Raw genomic sequence first — 13,394 nt, forward strand, 5'->3', positions numbered from 1 at the left:
CCCCAGCACCACCCCCGCCACCACCAGACCCAGGAACAGGGCCCAGCCCGCCGCCACCCCCATCCCGACCAGCACGAACAGGCCGTCCCGCTGGATCAGGCCCGCCGCCATCAGCGCCAGTCCCACCGAGGGCACGGTGTTGGTCATGGGCAGGACGATGGTCAGGATCGCCACGATCATGAAGAAGGCCGCCACCTGCTCGGCCGGGCCGGCGGCGAAGACCCGGAGCCGCGCCCGCGACAGCCGTTCGGTCCAGCGCAGGCGGTTGTCGGCGAAATCGGCCATGCGCTTCAGCCAGGACGCGGGCACGCGCCGGTCCAGCACCGTCGCGGGCAGCCACGGCTCCTGACGCCCCACCAGCATCTGCCCGGCCAGCAGCAGCATGGGAACACCCAGCACCTGCGGCACGCCGTACAGCGCCGGCACCAGGCACGGGATCGACAGGATCAGCATCATCAGGCCGAAGCCGCGCTCATCCAGATGGTCGCGGATGTCGCGCAGGGTCAGGCCCTCCGCCGCGCCTTCGCGGGCCAGGTGGACGATCATGTCGATGGCGCCGCGGCGAGCGTCGTCCTGATGCCGTCCCCCATTGCCGGAGTGGTCGCCCGCGCTTGCGGCGTCGGTCATGTCTGCGTGAACCTGGGTCATGAGCGGGAGCGATCCTGCCTGACAAAGGTTTCCATATGGCGCCCGTTCTTGTCCCGCGTCGCTTCGACGCCTAGGTTCCGGGCCAAATCCCCGGGGCGAACGCGCCCGGGACGTACAAGACTCAGGGAGACCCCCCATGCACGACGCCCCTCAGACCGCCGCCGCCAAGGCTCTGGACGCCGAGAATCCGCTAGGCGTGGACGGCTTCGAATTCGTCGAGTTTACCGGCCCGGAGCCCAAGGCCATGATCGCGCGGCTGGAGCTGATGGGCTTCACCCAGTCCCATGTGCATCCCCGGACCGACGCCGTGCGTCTGAAGCAGGGCGACATCAACATGATCGTCCACCGCTCGCCCAAGGGGCAGGCCAGGGCGTTCGCCGACGACCACGGCCCCTCGGCCAACGGCATGGCCTTCCGCGTGGCCGATGCGAAAGCCGCTTTCGACGGCGCCGTTTCGCGCGGCGCCAAGGCGGCTGAGGGCCACGAGGGCGGCGCGCTGGGCGACGGCTACCCCTATGTGCTGCAAGGCATCGGCGGCTCGCTGCTCTACCTCGTCGACAAATACGGCGAGGCCGGCTCCCTCTACGACGGCTGGACCGAGATCGAGGGCTGGCAGGAGGCCGAGCGCAAGAACGCCGTCGGCCTGTTCAGCCTCGACCACCTGACCCACAATGTGCGCCGCGGCCAGATGCGCACCTGGTCGGGCTTCTACGGCGACGTCTTCGCCTTCGAGGAGCAGAAATATTTCAACATCAAGGGCAAGGCGACCGGCCTGCTGTCCCAGGCCATGATCGCGCCGGACCGCGCCATCCGCATCCCCCTGAACGAGAGCCAGGACGACAACTCCCAGATCGAGGAATTCCTGAAGCGCTACAACGGCGAGGGCATCCAGCACATCGCCCTGGCCACCGACAACATCTTCGAGACCGTCGAGGAGATGAAGCGTCGCGGCATCCCCTTCCAGGATACGATCGAGACCTATTTCGATCTGATCGACAAACGCCTGCCCAACCACGGCGAGGACGTGGCTCGCATGCGCGAGAACCGCATCCTGATCGACGGCTCGGACGAGGACGGCATCCTGCTGCAGATCTTCACCCAGGACACCTTCGGCCCGATCTTCTTCGAGATCATCCAGCGCAAGGGCAACCAGGCGTTCGGCGAGGGCAATTTCCAGGCCCTGTTCGACTCCATCGAGCTGGACCAGATCCGGCGCGGCGTCATCAAGGTGGACGCCTGATCGAGGCCCGGCGGTGAGGACGCCGCCCCGATGGCTGCCCTGGCTGGGCCCGCCGCTGGCGGGCCTGGCCGTTCTGGCCGCCTACGCCCTTCTGCCCCGCGCCGGCTACTGGGAGCTGGTGCTGATCGGGCTCGTCGTCGGTTTCCTTCCCTGGCTCATCGGCCGCGTCTGGCGCTGGCGCTCGGGGCGGCACTGACGGATTCCTGACATCACAATCATCATGGCCGGGCTCGCCCGGGTCATCCATACGCGCGCTTTGACATGGCGAAGGCGGGGTGTTCAGGTCGCCACTGATCACCTCGCAAGGTCGGAGCGTATGGATCACCGGGACAAGCCGGGTGATGACGGCGGGGAGCCATGAGGGACGCCTTCCTATGAAAAACACCGCCCTGGCCGCAGCGGCCACGATCATCAGCCTCACCCTGTGCGCGGGCGCGGCCCAGGCCCAGGACGCGGAGCCCCGCTGGTCCCTGGCCATCCACGGCGGCGCGGGCGTCATCGAGCGCGCCGATCTCAGCCCCGAACAGGACGCCGCCTATCGCGCGGCTCTGTCCACGGCGCTGGAGGCGGGCGCGGCGGTGCTCCGCAACGGCGGCTCGGCTCTCGACGCGGTGCAGGCGGCGGTCCAGCTGATGGAGGACGATCCCCTGTTCAACGCCGGGCGCGGCGCGGTCTTCACCGCCGCCGGGGCCAATGAACTGGACGCGGCCATCATGGACGGGACCGACCTGAACCTCGGCGCCGTGGCGGGCGTCACCCGCACCCGCCATCCCATCGCCCTGGCCCGCGCCGTCATGGAGCGGTCCCCCCACGTCATGCTGATCGGCCAGGGCGCCGACGCCTTCGCCGTCGAACAGGATCTGGAGCAGGCGGACCCGTCCTGGTTCTTCACCGAGCGCCGCTGGCGCGGGCTGGTCAACGCCCTTGAGGCGCAGGGTCTGCCGGTCCCCGAGCGCCCCGCAGGCGCGCCCTCCGCCGGGGCGCAGGCCGACCTGCCCGCCCCGCCCCTGAACGAGCGCAAATTCGGCACCGTCGGCGCCGTGGCGCTGGATTCCGAAGGGCGGCTGGCGGCGGCCACCTCCACCGGCGGCATGACCGCCAAGCGCTGGGGCCGGGTCGGCGACGTGCCGGTGATCGGCGCGGGCACCTACGCCTCCAACATCGACGGCTGCGCCGTCTCGGCCACCGGCTCGGGCGAATATTTCATCCGCGCCACGGTCGCGCGGGACATCTGCCTGAGAACCGCCATCAGCGGCGACATCCAGTCCGCCGCCGACGCGGAGATCCGGCAGGTGGGCGAACTGGGCGGCGACGGCGGCGTCATCGCCCTGGACGTCGAGGGGAACGTGGTCTTCAGCCTCAATACCTCGGGCATGTACCGGGGCGCGGTTGCCTCCGACAGCGAAGCCCGCGTGGCCATCTACGGCGACGAGGACTGAATTCCGGATTTATTTGATCCCGCTCCTTCCCGGCGCCTTACAATGGCCGGGGCGCGTCAGGAGCAAGACAGCGATTTCGGACAATTCGTACAATTCGGACCCTGTTTTTCGCGCCCCGGGTCTGAAACTTCCTCCAACGCGAGCCGAGCGATATCCTGACGCCATGACCTCCGAACCCCGCGACATCCCCGGCGTCATCGCCCCGCCGCCCATCATCTTCCTGGCCTTCCTGGCGGGCGGCTGGACCCTGGGCAATCTGATCGGCGAGCCCTCCCTGGGCCTGCCCGACCTGTGGCGGCGCGGCGCCGCCCTTGTGCTGATCGTCACGGGCCTGGTCGTCGAGGGCTGGGCGGCGGGCCTGTTCCGGCGCGCACGCACGGCGGTGGAGCCGTGGAAGCCCTCCACGGCGCTGGTCACGAACGGCATCTACGCCCTGAGTCGCAACCCGATCTATGTGGGCTTCACCATCATCTACGCCGGACTGGCCATCGGCCTCGACAGCCCGCTGGCCGCGGCCATGATCCTGCCCTGCCTGATCGTCATCGACCGCTTCGTCATCGTCCGCGAGGAGGCTTATCTGGAACGCAAGTTCGGCGAGCCCTACCGCGCCTACAAGGCCAGGGTGCGCCGATGGCTGTGAATGACGACGAGCTCTCGGCCATGGCCATCGAGGAGCTGGACGCCGCCTGCGGCCTGTCCTGGCCCGAACTGACCCGCATCACCCCCTGGGGCGACAGCTTCACCGGCTTCGCCCCCTCGGGCCGCGAGGTGGAGATCGAGCGCCGCTACATCTGGGCCCATGACCCGCCCGGCGCCGTGCGCGTCGAGGTGGAGGTGCGCGACCCCGGCGCCGGCGAGGGCGCCGAGGCCGGCGCGACCCTGACGAAGGACGCATCGGAGCCCTGAGACCTTCGTTCGACGACCTCCGTTAACCTTTTCCATTGCCACACGGCGCCGCTGGGCCAAGATGGCGGCGCGCAGAAGATCAGGGGAGGCGCGCCATGTATCCATCGGAGTTCGACACCCCGGCCGCCGCCTACCCCGCCGACTCGGACCTGTTCCTCAGCGTCCCGCCGGTGATCCTGCTCCTGTTCCTGCTCCTGCTTCTGCTCGCGCTCCTGTGCGGCTGGTACGCCCGCGAGCAGATGGGGCCGAAGCCCAAAGACCCCTGCGACGCCCTCTACAACGAGGTGCGCAAGGCGGCCGAGACGGCCCTGAAGGCCTCGCGCGACGAGGTCCACGCCAGGGCGCGCGGCCTCCTGACTGTCATCGACCGGCGCCTCGGCGGCGTCCTGGCCCTGGCCGACGGCGTCACCGGCCCGTGCGCGACGATCCGCGACGTGCTGGACCCCAGGCCGGACAAGCATGAGCCCCATCCCGGCGCCGAGCATGGCCGCGCCGCGCCCGCACGCGCCTCCGAGCTCGTCGTGGTCAACACCGGCAAGCTCGTGGTCCACGCGGGCGGCGGCGAAGCGGGCAAGGGCTACGAGACCGGCCACGGCGACAAGCCCGACGCCTGCGCCCCATCGAAGGAGAGCCACGCCCCGGACCGCCGCGCCGAGATCGAGCGCCTGCGCGCGGCCATCCACGCCTTCGCCGACCACTGGCGCGACAAGGAGGCTCGGATGCGGGAGCTGCGCCGCGCCCGGGCGAACCTGTCCTGACGCCTTCCCATCGGGCCGCGCGGGCTTTAAGCCTGAGGCATGAAACTCGCATCGCTCAAGCACGGCCGTGACGGCCGCCTCGTGGTCGTCTCCAACGACCTGAACTGGTTCACCGACGCCTTCCTGATCGCCCCGACGCTGCAGGCGGCGCTGGACGACTGGGACCGCTGTGAACCGCAATTGCGCGCCCTGGCAGAAAGCCTCGAGCACGAAGCCGTGCCCCGCGGCCGGTTCCACGAGCGCGACGCCGCCGCGCCCCTGCCTCGCGCCTATCAGTGGGCCGACGGCTCGGCCTATGTGAACCACGTGGCGCTGGTGCGTCAGGCGCGCGGCGCCGAGATGCCCGACAGCTTCTGGACCGACCCCCTCATGTATCAGGGCGGCTCGGACTCCATGCTCGGCGCCCGCGACCCCATCCCGCTGAAGGACGAAGCCTGGGGCTGCGACCTGGAGGCCGAGATCGTGGTCGTGACCGGCGACGTGCCCCAGGGCGTGACCCGCGAGGAGGCGCTGGGCCACATCCGCCTGATCGGCCTGGTCAACGACGTGTCCCTGCGCAACCTGATCCCCGGCGAACTGGCCAAGGGCTTCGGCTTCGTCCAGTCCAAACCCGCCAGCGCCCTGTCGCCCGTCTTCGTCACCCCCGACGCCCTGGGTGACCGCTGGAAGGACGGCAAGCTGCACGGCGAGCTGACCGTCACCCTGAACGGCCGGCCCTTCGGCAAGGCTGACGCCGGGGTAGACATGACCTTCGACTTCGGAACCCTGATCGCCCATCTGGCCAGGACCCGCACCCTCGGCGCCGGCTCCATCATCGGCTCGGGCACCGTGTCCAACCGCGACGCCGACGGCGGTCCCGGCAAGCCCGTCAGCGACGGCGGCCTGGGCTACTCCTGCATCGCTGAGGTCCGCACGGTCGAGACCATCCTGCGCGGCAAGGCCGAAACCCCCTTCCTGAAGCACGGCGACACCGTCCGCATCGAGATGCTGGACGACAGCCGCCACACCCTCTTCGGCGCCATCGAACAGGCGGTGGAGCAGGCGTGATGAAGGCATTGGCGGCCATTCTGGCTGTTGTCGCCATGACGACCGCCGCGCAGGACACATCGGATTGGGAGGTCATTGTCGATCCTGACGAGGATCTGACCGCCGCTTTCGTGGCGTATGAAGGCGGCCGGGGCGTACTCGCCAGATGCAAGGACGAATCCTTTCATCTCCTCGTGACCGGCCTCGCTCCCGAGGAGGGCGTCACCCGTCAGATGCGGGTGCGGTTCCAGGATGATGATTGGGGTCAACAAAGCTGGTTCGTCGGAGAGGAAGCGCAAACCGCTTTCAGCTACATGCCCGCGTTCTACGCGCGCCGCCTTCGCGAAGGAGGCACTCTGGACATCATTGTCAGCGAAGCTGGGCCGAATGGCGAAAACCTGCGCTACGTCTTTGAGATTCCGGCGTCTGCCTCAGCCGTGAACCAGACGTTGGAGGCATGCGGCAAGCCTGTGGACGACCCGCGCGACGTGTTTCTGGAGGATCTCCCCGAGAATGGGTTGCCCGTAAACCTTGAATGGGCCCGTCAGCCTAGTGGCTCGTATCCTATGGGTCCCACCTACACACGGGGCGTGGCTGTGGTGAGTTGCCTGACGCAGCCGGACGGTCGGTTGCGGGAATGCGTGGTCGAAACAGAGTGGCCTGCAGATGGCGGCTTTGGCCAAGCCGCCCTTCGCGCGACACGGAGCGGACGTCTGAGAAACGTCGACCGTTCAGTGACCGAGGTCCCCACGGTGATCATCAGCTGGACGACGAACTTCCGAATGGAGTGATGACACAGCGCCACACCAGGTGCGGTAAGCGCTCATCCGCTTGCCGATCCACTGGCGGATGCAGTGACGAATCCTCCATCACGCGTCCGGCCTGATTTTTGCTCATTCCCGCGCTATGTAGGGCCCAGTTGAATCGGGGGAGCCGTCCATGCGTCGATTTCTGGTCTGGAGCGCCCTGGCGCTGATCATCGGCCTCGGGCTCGCCGGAGGCGGGTACTGGGCCTACTGGAACTTCTACGCCCGGTTCCAGCCGGTGGTGATCCAGCGGGACCAGGCCGAGATCCAGCGCCTGCTGGACGAGGCCTCGTGGATCTCGCCCGGCGGCGGCGGCGAGCCGCTCTACATGGTGGCCTGGCGCGACAGCGCCGCGGCCCAGCGCTACGAGCGCGAGGAGTTCCCCAAGCTGCGCGCGGCCGGGGTCGAGCCTCGCATCATCGTCTTCGCCCGGCCGGACCGTGAGGGGATGGCCCAGTCCACGGCCGCCGAGCGCGCCACCGTGGCCGAGATCTGGCTGAGCCGCGACTGGACCCTCTACGAGCGCTGGACCGCCACCCCCAGCCGCAACTGGACCGCGGCGGGCATTCCCGGCGCCGACGGCAATCTGGCCCGGGGCGCCGTGGTCCAGGCGGGGCGTGACTTCATCGACCGGCTGAACGGCCTGTTGCGGGGCCAGGGCGTGGGGGCCGGCTATCCGCTGATCCTGTGGCGGGACCGCGAGGGCTATCTGAAGGCCTGCGCCTGCTCCGATCCCCGCTCCTGGGCCTTCATCCGCGACGACCTGGACGCGCCTGACCAGACCTCACCGGCCGAGACGCCGCGCGAGGACGACTTCGCGCCCGAGCCCCTGCCCTATCCCGAGGTGGGCGACCTGCCCGAGATCCCGCCGTCCGGGGCGCCCACGCCCGGCGAGCCGCCCATGAGCTCCCCGGTCGATCCGGCGCCCGGGGGCAGCCGCGCCGAGCCTTCCCGCCCCACGCCGTCGCGCCCGACGACGCCGCGCGAGGCGCCGCGCGCCGAGAAGCAGGAAGACGCCACCTTCTTCTGAGCCGCGTCACAGAACGCGGCGGCAGACCTCGATGAGGCGCTCCACGTCGTTCTCGTTCTGATACAGGCCGAAGCCGAAGCGCAGCACGTCGTCGCGCACGTCGGTGATCACATCCACGTCCTGCAGCCGGGCTTTCCACGCCTGGGCGTCCGGGTGGCGGAAGGCCAGGAAACGCGCCCGACGGGCGTGGCCCTGCACCGGATTGAGCAATTCGGCCTCCTTCAGCCGCCCGCAGCGCCCGGCGCTCGCGGCCTCGGCGAACTGGGCCTGAAGCGAACGCGCATGGGCGGCCACGTCCGCCGTGGTCAGGCCCTCGTGGTCCAGCATGCGGCGCACGGCGTTGAAGCGGTACAGGGGCGTGGAGTCGAAGGTGGCGCCCCAGAACCGGCCCGCGTCGGTGGTGTAGCCCACCCCGCCCGGCGGACCCTGCAGGTCCCCGAACTCGGCGAACCAGCCGGTCACGACCGGCCGCGGGCCGAAACCGGGCGGCGCATGCAGAATGCCCGCGCCCTCTCCGGACATGGCGTATTTGTAGCCGCCGGTGACGTAGAAGACCCGGTCCGCCACCGCTGACAGATTGGTGGGGGCGGCCATGAAGCCGTGGTAGCCGTCCACCACCACCCAGGGCCCGGCGGGGTCGGCCAGGGCCGCCAGCTCGTCCAGCGCCTCGACCATCCAGCCGGTGCGGAAGAACACCTGGCTGACCAGGATCAGGTCGTGGCCCCCCGCACGCGCCGCTTCCAGAAAGCGGGCCGGAAAGGTGTCGAAGGGGGCGATGGGCACGCGGGTCACCACCGCCTCGCCGGCCTCCTCCCAGCGCGCCGCCTGGCGGCGGAAGGAATGGAACTCGCCGTCGGTGGACAGGATGCGGACCGGCTTCTTCTCCACCGCCGAGACGATGCGGACCAGGAAGTCGTGGGTGTTGGGGGCGAACACCACGGTGTCGGGCGAGGGCAGCTTGAGCTCGCGCGCCACATGGCCCTGCGCCTCCGGCACCACCTCGCCGAAGATCAGCTCCCATTTGCGGTCGGCGTGGCGGTTGGCGTCGGCCCAGGCCTGCACCTGGCCGTTGAAACTGGCGTCGGGCCACAGGTGGTGGCTGTGGGCGGCGAAGTGCAGCCGCTTGGGGTCAGCGCCCAGGGCGCGGGAGAACAGGGGCTTGTAGCTCATGATCGACTCGCGCGGAGGAAGGACGAATCTAGCCCTATCGCTCCGCCCGGCCCCGCTCAAGCCTCACCTCAGGCGCGCCTCCAGGGCGGCCATGCGCAGCTCCATCCGTTTCATCTCGCGCAGGATCGACAGGGTGTTCACCCGCGACCAGATCCATTGCTTGATGCCGATCTGCATGGTCCAGGCGGCCCAGGCGGCGGCGGCCCACAGGATCAGGTCGCGGGTCGAGGACGCGTCGAACATCTTCCACACGGCCCACAGGCCGACCGCCGTGGCGATCAGGACCACCACATTGGCGGCGATGGTCATGGCCCGCATGGGGCCGCGAAAGGTTTCGCCGATCTGGGCGAACAGGCCGCGCTCCTTCTCCAGGCTGTTCAGGAAGGCCTCGTCATCCGCCTCGAGGGCGGCGCGCAGGCGGTCAGTCTCTTGGGTCATCAGGTGTCTCCGGACAGGGCCGCCTTGAGCCGGCGGCGGGCGTGGAAGATGCGGGACTTGGCGGTGCCCAGGGGCACGCCGACCGCGGCGGCGACCTCGGCCAGGGTCAGGCCCTCGCAGAGGTGCAGGACCGCGGCCGTGCGGTGATCATGGTCCAGCCCGGCCAGGGCGCGGACGAGGTCCAGGCCCTCGGTCTCGGCCGGCGACGGGGCGGAAACCTGGTCCACATCCACGACCGCCTCGGCGCGGCGGCTGTCGCCCCGGATGCGGTCGACGCAGCGGCGGTTCAGGATGCCGAAGGCCCAGGCCGGAAAGGCGGCCGGATCGTTCAGTCGCGCCACGCCGCGAAAGATCGAGGTCCAGGCGTCCTGAACCGCGTCGCGGGCGCGGTCCTCGCTGCGCAGGATGCGACGGGCGGCGCGCAGCAGACGCGGCTGCCAGCGGGCGGCCAGGCGCTCGCCCGCCCGGCGGTCGCCGGCCTGGACCAGAACCACCAGCAGTTCGTCATGGACGCGATCAAGTTCGGATATCGGCACGGACGGCCCCCGTTGCGCTTTCACGACCATAGTCGCGCCCGCGCGCAGAAAGGTTCACGGAGTCCGTCGGGATTTCAGACTCCGGCGCCGAAAAAACAGGGTCTGAATAGTCTGAATAGTCTGAAATCGGCCCGCCCCCTCCACGCAGCGGTGATCATAGACCGGCCGAAAGGGAGGGGGCGGAAAAGCGACGATTTTCGCGCCCGGCCCTTGCGGGCCAAGGTATTGGGCCCGGAAAAAGCGGGATCAGGCGGCCCCCGATGTCCGTCTTTCCGGGTCTGCGCCGGGAATTGAGCCGGGCGGCGGGATCACTCCGCCGGCAACGGCTGCTGCTGCCCGCGCGGCACCTCGTCTTCCCGCTTCTTGCCCAGCAGACGACGGATGAAGCGCGAGAAGTCGTCCACGATGGTGAAGATCGCCGGGATGAACAGCAGCGACAGGAAGGTGGACGAGATCAGTCCGCCGACCACGGCGATGGCCATGGGCGAGCGGAACTCCACATCCGCGCCCCAGCCCAGGGCCACCGGCATCATGCCCGCGCCCATGGCGAAGGTGGTCATGATGATCGGGCGAGCCCGCTTGTGCGCCGAATCCATGATGGCGTCATAGCGGCTCATGCCCTCCTGCTCGGCGATGATGATGTAGTCCACCAGCAGGATCGAGTTCTTGGCCGCGATGCCCATCAGCATCAGGATGCCGATCAGCGACGAGATCGAGAAGCTGGATCCGGAGATCAGCAGGGCCGCGAAGGCGCCGCCGATGGCCAGCGGCAGAGCCGCCATGATGGTGATCGGATAGGCGAAGCTTTTGAACAGCAGCACCAGCACCGCGTACATCAGCAGGATGCCGGTCGAGAACGCGATGATGAAGCCGGTCAGCATCTCCTGGATGAACTCGGTGTCGCCCGCGGGCGTCTGGCGCACCTGGGGCGGCAGGTTCTGGACCGACTCCAGCTGGTTGACCGCCTGGGCCGCCTCGCCCGAGCGGATGCCGTCCAGCTCGGCGGTGATGGTGGCCACCCGGGCGCGGTCCTGTCGCGTGATCTGGGACGGCCCGGCGCCGAAGCGGATGTCCGCCACGGACGACAGGGGCACGCTGCTTCCGGTGTTGGTCGGCACCTGCAGCGTCTCCAGCACCGACAGATCCTCCCGTGCGTCCTCGGTGAGCAGCAGGCGGATGGGGATCTGGCGGTCGCCCAGATTGTATTTGGGCAGGTTCTGCTCAACGTCGCCCAGGGTGGCCACGCGAACGGTCTGGGAGATGGCGCCGGTGGAGACCCCCATCATGGCGGCCTGGTCGGTGCGGGGGGTGATCAGGATCTCGGGCCGGGCGATGGCGGCGGTGTTCACCACATTGGCCAGGCCCGGCACGCCGCGCATCTCCGCCTCGATCTGGCGGGCGGCGGCTTCCAGAGCCTCGCCGTCGTCGCTGAGGATGGAGAAGGTGTAGCTGGTGCCGTCGCTGGGCCCGCCGCCCTGCTGGGCGATGCCGGCGCCGATGCGGGTGCCCGGAATGGAGTCCCACTGATCCACCATTTCGCGGGCGAATTCCTGCTGCGTCATGGTCCGCTGGCCCGGCTGGACGATGTCGGCGTAAACGTAGGCTTGGCGTGGCTCCGAACCGCCGATGGAGGCGTAGACCGAAAGGACCTCTGGCCGTTCACGCAGGTCGCTTGCCATGCGCTGGACCACCGCATCCGTCTGCAGCAGCGTGGAGCCGGGCGGCAGCTCGGCCGAGAACGAGGCGCGCGAGCGGTCGCCCGCCGGCTGGAATTCGAACGGCAGGGCGCCGGCCAGGGGAACGGACCCCACGAACAGCAGGGTGCCGATGACGAACACCTTCCACCGATTGCCCATCACCCACGAGAGGGCCTGGATGTAGCGGTGCATCCAGAACGGATCCTTGTCCTCATGCTTCTCGTCGCGCTTGAGCATGTAGGCGGCCATCAGCGGCGTCAGGGTCCGCGCCACCAGCAGCGAGAAGGCCACCGAGACACAGGAGGCAATGGCGAAGGCCTTGAAGAACTGGCCCACGATGCCGGGCATGAAGCCGGTGGGGGCGAACACGGCGATGATGGTGGCGGTGGTGGCCACGACGGCCAGACCGATCTCGTCGGCGGCCTCCATGGCCGCGTCATAGGGTTTCTTGCCGCCGCGCATGTGGCGGACGATGTTCTCGATCTCCACGATGGCGTCGTCCACCAGGATGCCGATGGTCAGCGACAGGGCCAGCAGGGTGACCCCGTTCAGCGACTGTCCTGTCAGGTCCAGGATGAACATGGTCGGGATGATCGACATGGGCATGGCCGTCGCCGCGATCAGAGTGGCGCGCCAGTCCCGCAGGAACACGAACACCACGGCCACGGCCAGGGCCGCGCCCAGCAGCAGCGCCTCGATGGAGGCCAGATAGCTTTCCTCGATGTATTCGACGTTGGCGCTGATCTGCTCGATCGAGACGTCGTCATTCTGTTCGTCCAGCCGGGCCACCGCCTCACGCACCCGTTCGGCCGTCCGGACCTCAGACGCGTCACGCGAGCGCAGGAAGTTGAAGGTCACCACCTCCTGGCCGTTGAAACGGGCCATGCGGCGCGGTTCGGTCCAGCTGTCCTCGACCGAACCCAGGTCGCGCAGGCGCACGGTGCCGCCGCCCGACAGCGGGATCAGTGTCTCGCCCAGCGCCTCGACCGAGCCGGCCGAGCCCAGGGTGCGGATGGCGCGCTCGGAGCCCGCCACGGTGATGCGCCCGCCGGGCAGGTCGGAGTTGACGCTGCTGAGGGCCTGGCTGACCGAGGCGGCCGTCACGCCGTAGGAGGCCAGTCGGTCGGGGTCCAGTTGGACCCGGATCTCCCGGTCCACGCCACCCTGACGATTGACCTCGCCCACGCCGGACACGGCCAGCAGTTCGCGGCTGACCGTGTTGTCCACGTACCAGCTGAGCTCTTCCGGGCTCATTGTCGGCGAGCGGACCACATAGGTGATCAGGGCGTCGCCGGTGATGTCGATGCGCTGGACCGACGGCTCCTGCATGTCCTGCGGCAGGTCGGCGCGCAGACCGGACATGGCGTTGCGCACGTCGTTGGTGGCGCGCTCGGTGTCGGTGCCCAGCTCGAATTCGATGGTGGTGGACGAATAGCCGTCGCCCACATTTGAGTAGATGCGGCGCACGCCGGACAGGGAGGTGATCGAATCCTCGATCAGGCGCGTGACCTGGACCTCCATCTCGGCCGGGGCCGCGCCGGGACGTCCCGCGCTGACTTGCACCAACGGGAAGTCGATGTCCGGGTTATTGTTGATCCGCATCCCGGTGAAGCTGATCGTCCCCGCCAGCGTCAGGATGATGAACAGCAGGATGACCGGGATCGGGTTCTTGATCGACCAGGAGGAGATCTGGTTCATGG

General features: G+C 69.0%; 14 protein-coding genes. 9 read left to right on the forward strand and 5 right to left on the reverse strand.

Annotation, left to right across the window (positions count from 1 at the left end; genetic code table 11):
* Window positions 1-648, reverse strand: a 648-nt coding sequence (locus IWC96_RS00685; protein WP_231378739.1) for an exopolysaccharide biosynthesis protein, incomplete at its 3' end; no start/stop codon positions are given.
* A 136-nt stretch (window positions 649-784) separates the two neighbouring features.
* On the opposite strand from IWC96_RS00685, the gene hppD reads away from it, so the two are divergent.
* From hppD to IWC96_RS00730, 9 genes are all read left to right on the forward strand, one after another.
* Entirely contained in the window at window positions 785-1,888 is a 1,104-nt protein-coding gene (hppD, locus tag IWC96_RS00690) for a 4-hydroxyphenylpyruvate dioxygenase (RefSeq protein ID WP_196838184.1), read from the forward strand.
* Window positions 1,889-1,901: 13 nt separating this feature from the next.
* Entirely contained in the window at window positions 1,902-2,084 is a 183-nt protein-coding gene (locus IWC96_RS00695; protein ID WP_196838185.1) for a hypothetical protein, read from the forward strand.
* A gap of 178 nt (window positions 2,085-2,262) precedes the next feature.
* Complete coding sequence (locus IWC96_RS00700) at window positions 2,263-3,327, forward strand: isoaspartyl peptidase/L-asparaginase family protein (RefSeq protein ID WP_021698251.1); 1,065 nt, start codon at window positions 2,263-2,265, stop codon at window positions 3,325-3,327.
* A gap of 163 nt (window positions 3,328-3,490) precedes the next feature.
* The gene (locus IWC96_RS00705) at window positions 3,491-3,967 is read left to right on the forward strand and encodes an isoprenylcysteine carboxylmethyltransferase family protein (protein WP_196838186.1); all 477 of its coding nucleotides are present in this window, start codon (window positions 3,491-3,493) and stop codon (window positions 3,965-3,967) included.
* Complete coding sequence (locus tag IWC96_RS00710; protein ID WP_021698249.1) at window positions 3,958-4,233, forward strand: hypothetical protein; 276 nt, start codon at window positions 3,958-3,960, stop codon at window positions 4,231-4,233. Before IWC96_RS00705 ends, IWC96_RS00710 begins: the two co-directional genes overlap by 10 nt.
* 95 nt (window positions 4,234-4,328) lie before the next feature.
* A complete protein-coding gene (locus IWC96_RS00715) occupies window positions 4,329-4,991 on the forward strand; it encodes a hypothetical protein (protein ID WP_196838187.1) in 663 nt (220 codons plus the stop codon).
* A gap of 39 nt (window positions 4,992-5,030) precedes the next feature.
* Complete coding sequence (locus IWC96_RS00720) at window positions 5,031-6,038, forward strand: fumarylacetoacetate hydrolase family protein (RefSeq protein WP_021698246.1); 1,008 nt, start codon at window positions 5,031-5,033, stop codon at window positions 6,036-6,038.
* Complete coding sequence (locus IWC96_RS00725) at window positions 6,035-6,808, forward strand: hypothetical protein (protein WP_148291534.1); 774 nt, start codon at window positions 6,035-6,037, stop codon at window positions 6,806-6,808. Before IWC96_RS00720 ends, IWC96_RS00725 begins: the two co-directional genes overlap by 4 nt.
* Before the next feature lie 148 nt (window positions 6,809-6,956).
* Window positions 6,957-7,853 carry a hypothetical protein gene (locus IWC96_RS00730; RefSeq protein WP_196838188.1) on the forward strand — a complete coding sequence of 299 codons (897 nt, stop codon included), beginning with the start codon at window positions 6,957-6,959 and terminating at the stop codon, window positions 7,851-7,853.
* Between the two features lie 6 nt (window positions 7,854-7,859).
* Here IWC96_RS00730 and IWC96_RS00735 read toward each other — a convergent pair whose 3' ends face one another.
* The 4 genes from IWC96_RS00735 to IWC96_RS00750 form a co-directional block, all read right to left on the reverse strand.
* On the reverse strand, window positions 7,860-9,023 hold the full coding sequence (locus tag IWC96_RS00735; protein WP_021698245.1) for an aminotransferase class V-fold PLP-dependent enzyme: 1,164 nt from the start codon (window positions 9,021-9,023) through the stop codon (window positions 7,860-7,862).
* 63 nt (window positions 9,024-9,086) lie between these two features.
* The gene (locus IWC96_RS00740; protein ID WP_021698244.1) at window positions 9,087-9,461 is read right to left on the reverse strand and encodes a DUF6768 family protein; all 375 of its coding nucleotides are present in this window, start codon (window positions 9,459-9,461) and stop codon (window positions 9,087-9,089) included.
* Window positions 9,461-9,997 carry an RNA polymerase sigma factor gene (locus tag IWC96_RS00745; protein ID WP_021698243.1) on the reverse strand — a complete coding sequence of 179 codons (537 nt, stop codon included), beginning with the start codon at window positions 9,995-9,997 and terminating at the stop codon, window positions 9,461-9,463. Before IWC96_RS00745 ends, IWC96_RS00740 begins: the two co-directional genes overlap by 1 nt.
* A 308-nt stretch (window positions 9,998-10,305) precedes the next feature.
* Window positions 10,306-13,392, reverse strand: a complete 3,087-nt coding sequence (locus tag IWC96_RS00750) for an efflux RND transporter permease subunit (RefSeq protein ID WP_196838189.1) — start codon at window positions 13,390-13,392, stop codon at window positions 10,306-10,308.
* Window positions 13,393-13,394 lie beyond the last annotated feature (2 nt).

Origin of the sequence: Brevundimonas sp. BAL450 (assembly GCF_015767455.1) — a bacterium.
Lineage (GTDB): Bacteria > Pseudomonadota > Alphaproteobacteria > Caulobacterales > Caulobacteraceae > Brevundimonas > Brevundimonas abyssalis.

What these genes read in the sequence shown, in the direction of transcription:
- hppD (WP_196838184.1), top strand. Translation starts at nt 785, where the DNA reads ATGCACGACGCCCCTCAGACCGCCGCCGCCAAGGCTCTGGACGCCGAG.
- IWC96_RS00700 (WP_021698251.1), top strand. Translation starts at nt 2,263, where the DNA reads ATGAAAAACACCGCCCTGGCCGCAGCGGCCACGATCATCAGCCTCACC.
- IWC96_RS00705 (WP_196838186.1), top strand. Translation starts at nt 3,491, where the DNA reads ATGACCTCCGAACCCCGCGACATCCCCGGCGTCATCGCCCCGCCGCCC.
- IWC96_RS00710 (WP_021698249.1), top strand. Translation starts at nt 3,958, where the DNA reads ATGGCTGTGAATGACGACGAGCTCTCGGCCATGGCCATCGAGGAGCTG.
- IWC96_RS00715 (WP_196838187.1), top strand. Translation starts at nt 4,329, where the DNA reads ATGTATCCATCGGAGTTCGACACCCCGGCCGCCGCCTACCCCGCCGAC.
- IWC96_RS00720 (WP_021698246.1), top strand. Translation starts at nt 5,031, where the DNA reads ATGAAACTCGCATCGCTCAAGCACGGCCGTGACGGCCGCCTCGTGGTC.
- IWC96_RS00730 (WP_196838188.1), top strand. Translation starts at nt 6,957, where the DNA reads ATGCGTCGATTTCTGGTCTGGAGCGCCCTGGCGCTGATCATCGGCCTC.
- IWC96_RS00735 (WP_021698245.1), bottom strand. Translation starts at nt 9,023, where the DNA reads ATGAGCTACAAGCCCCTGTTCTCCCGCGCCCTGGGCGCTGACCCCAAG.
- IWC96_RS00740 (WP_021698244.1), bottom strand. Translation starts at nt 9,461, where the DNA reads ATGACCCAAGAGACTGACCGCCTGCGCGCCGCCCTCGAGGCGGATGAC.
- IWC96_RS00750 (WP_196838189.1), bottom strand. Translation starts at nt 13,392, where the DNA reads ATGAACCAGATCTCCTCCTGGTCGATCAAGAACCCGATCCCGGTCATC.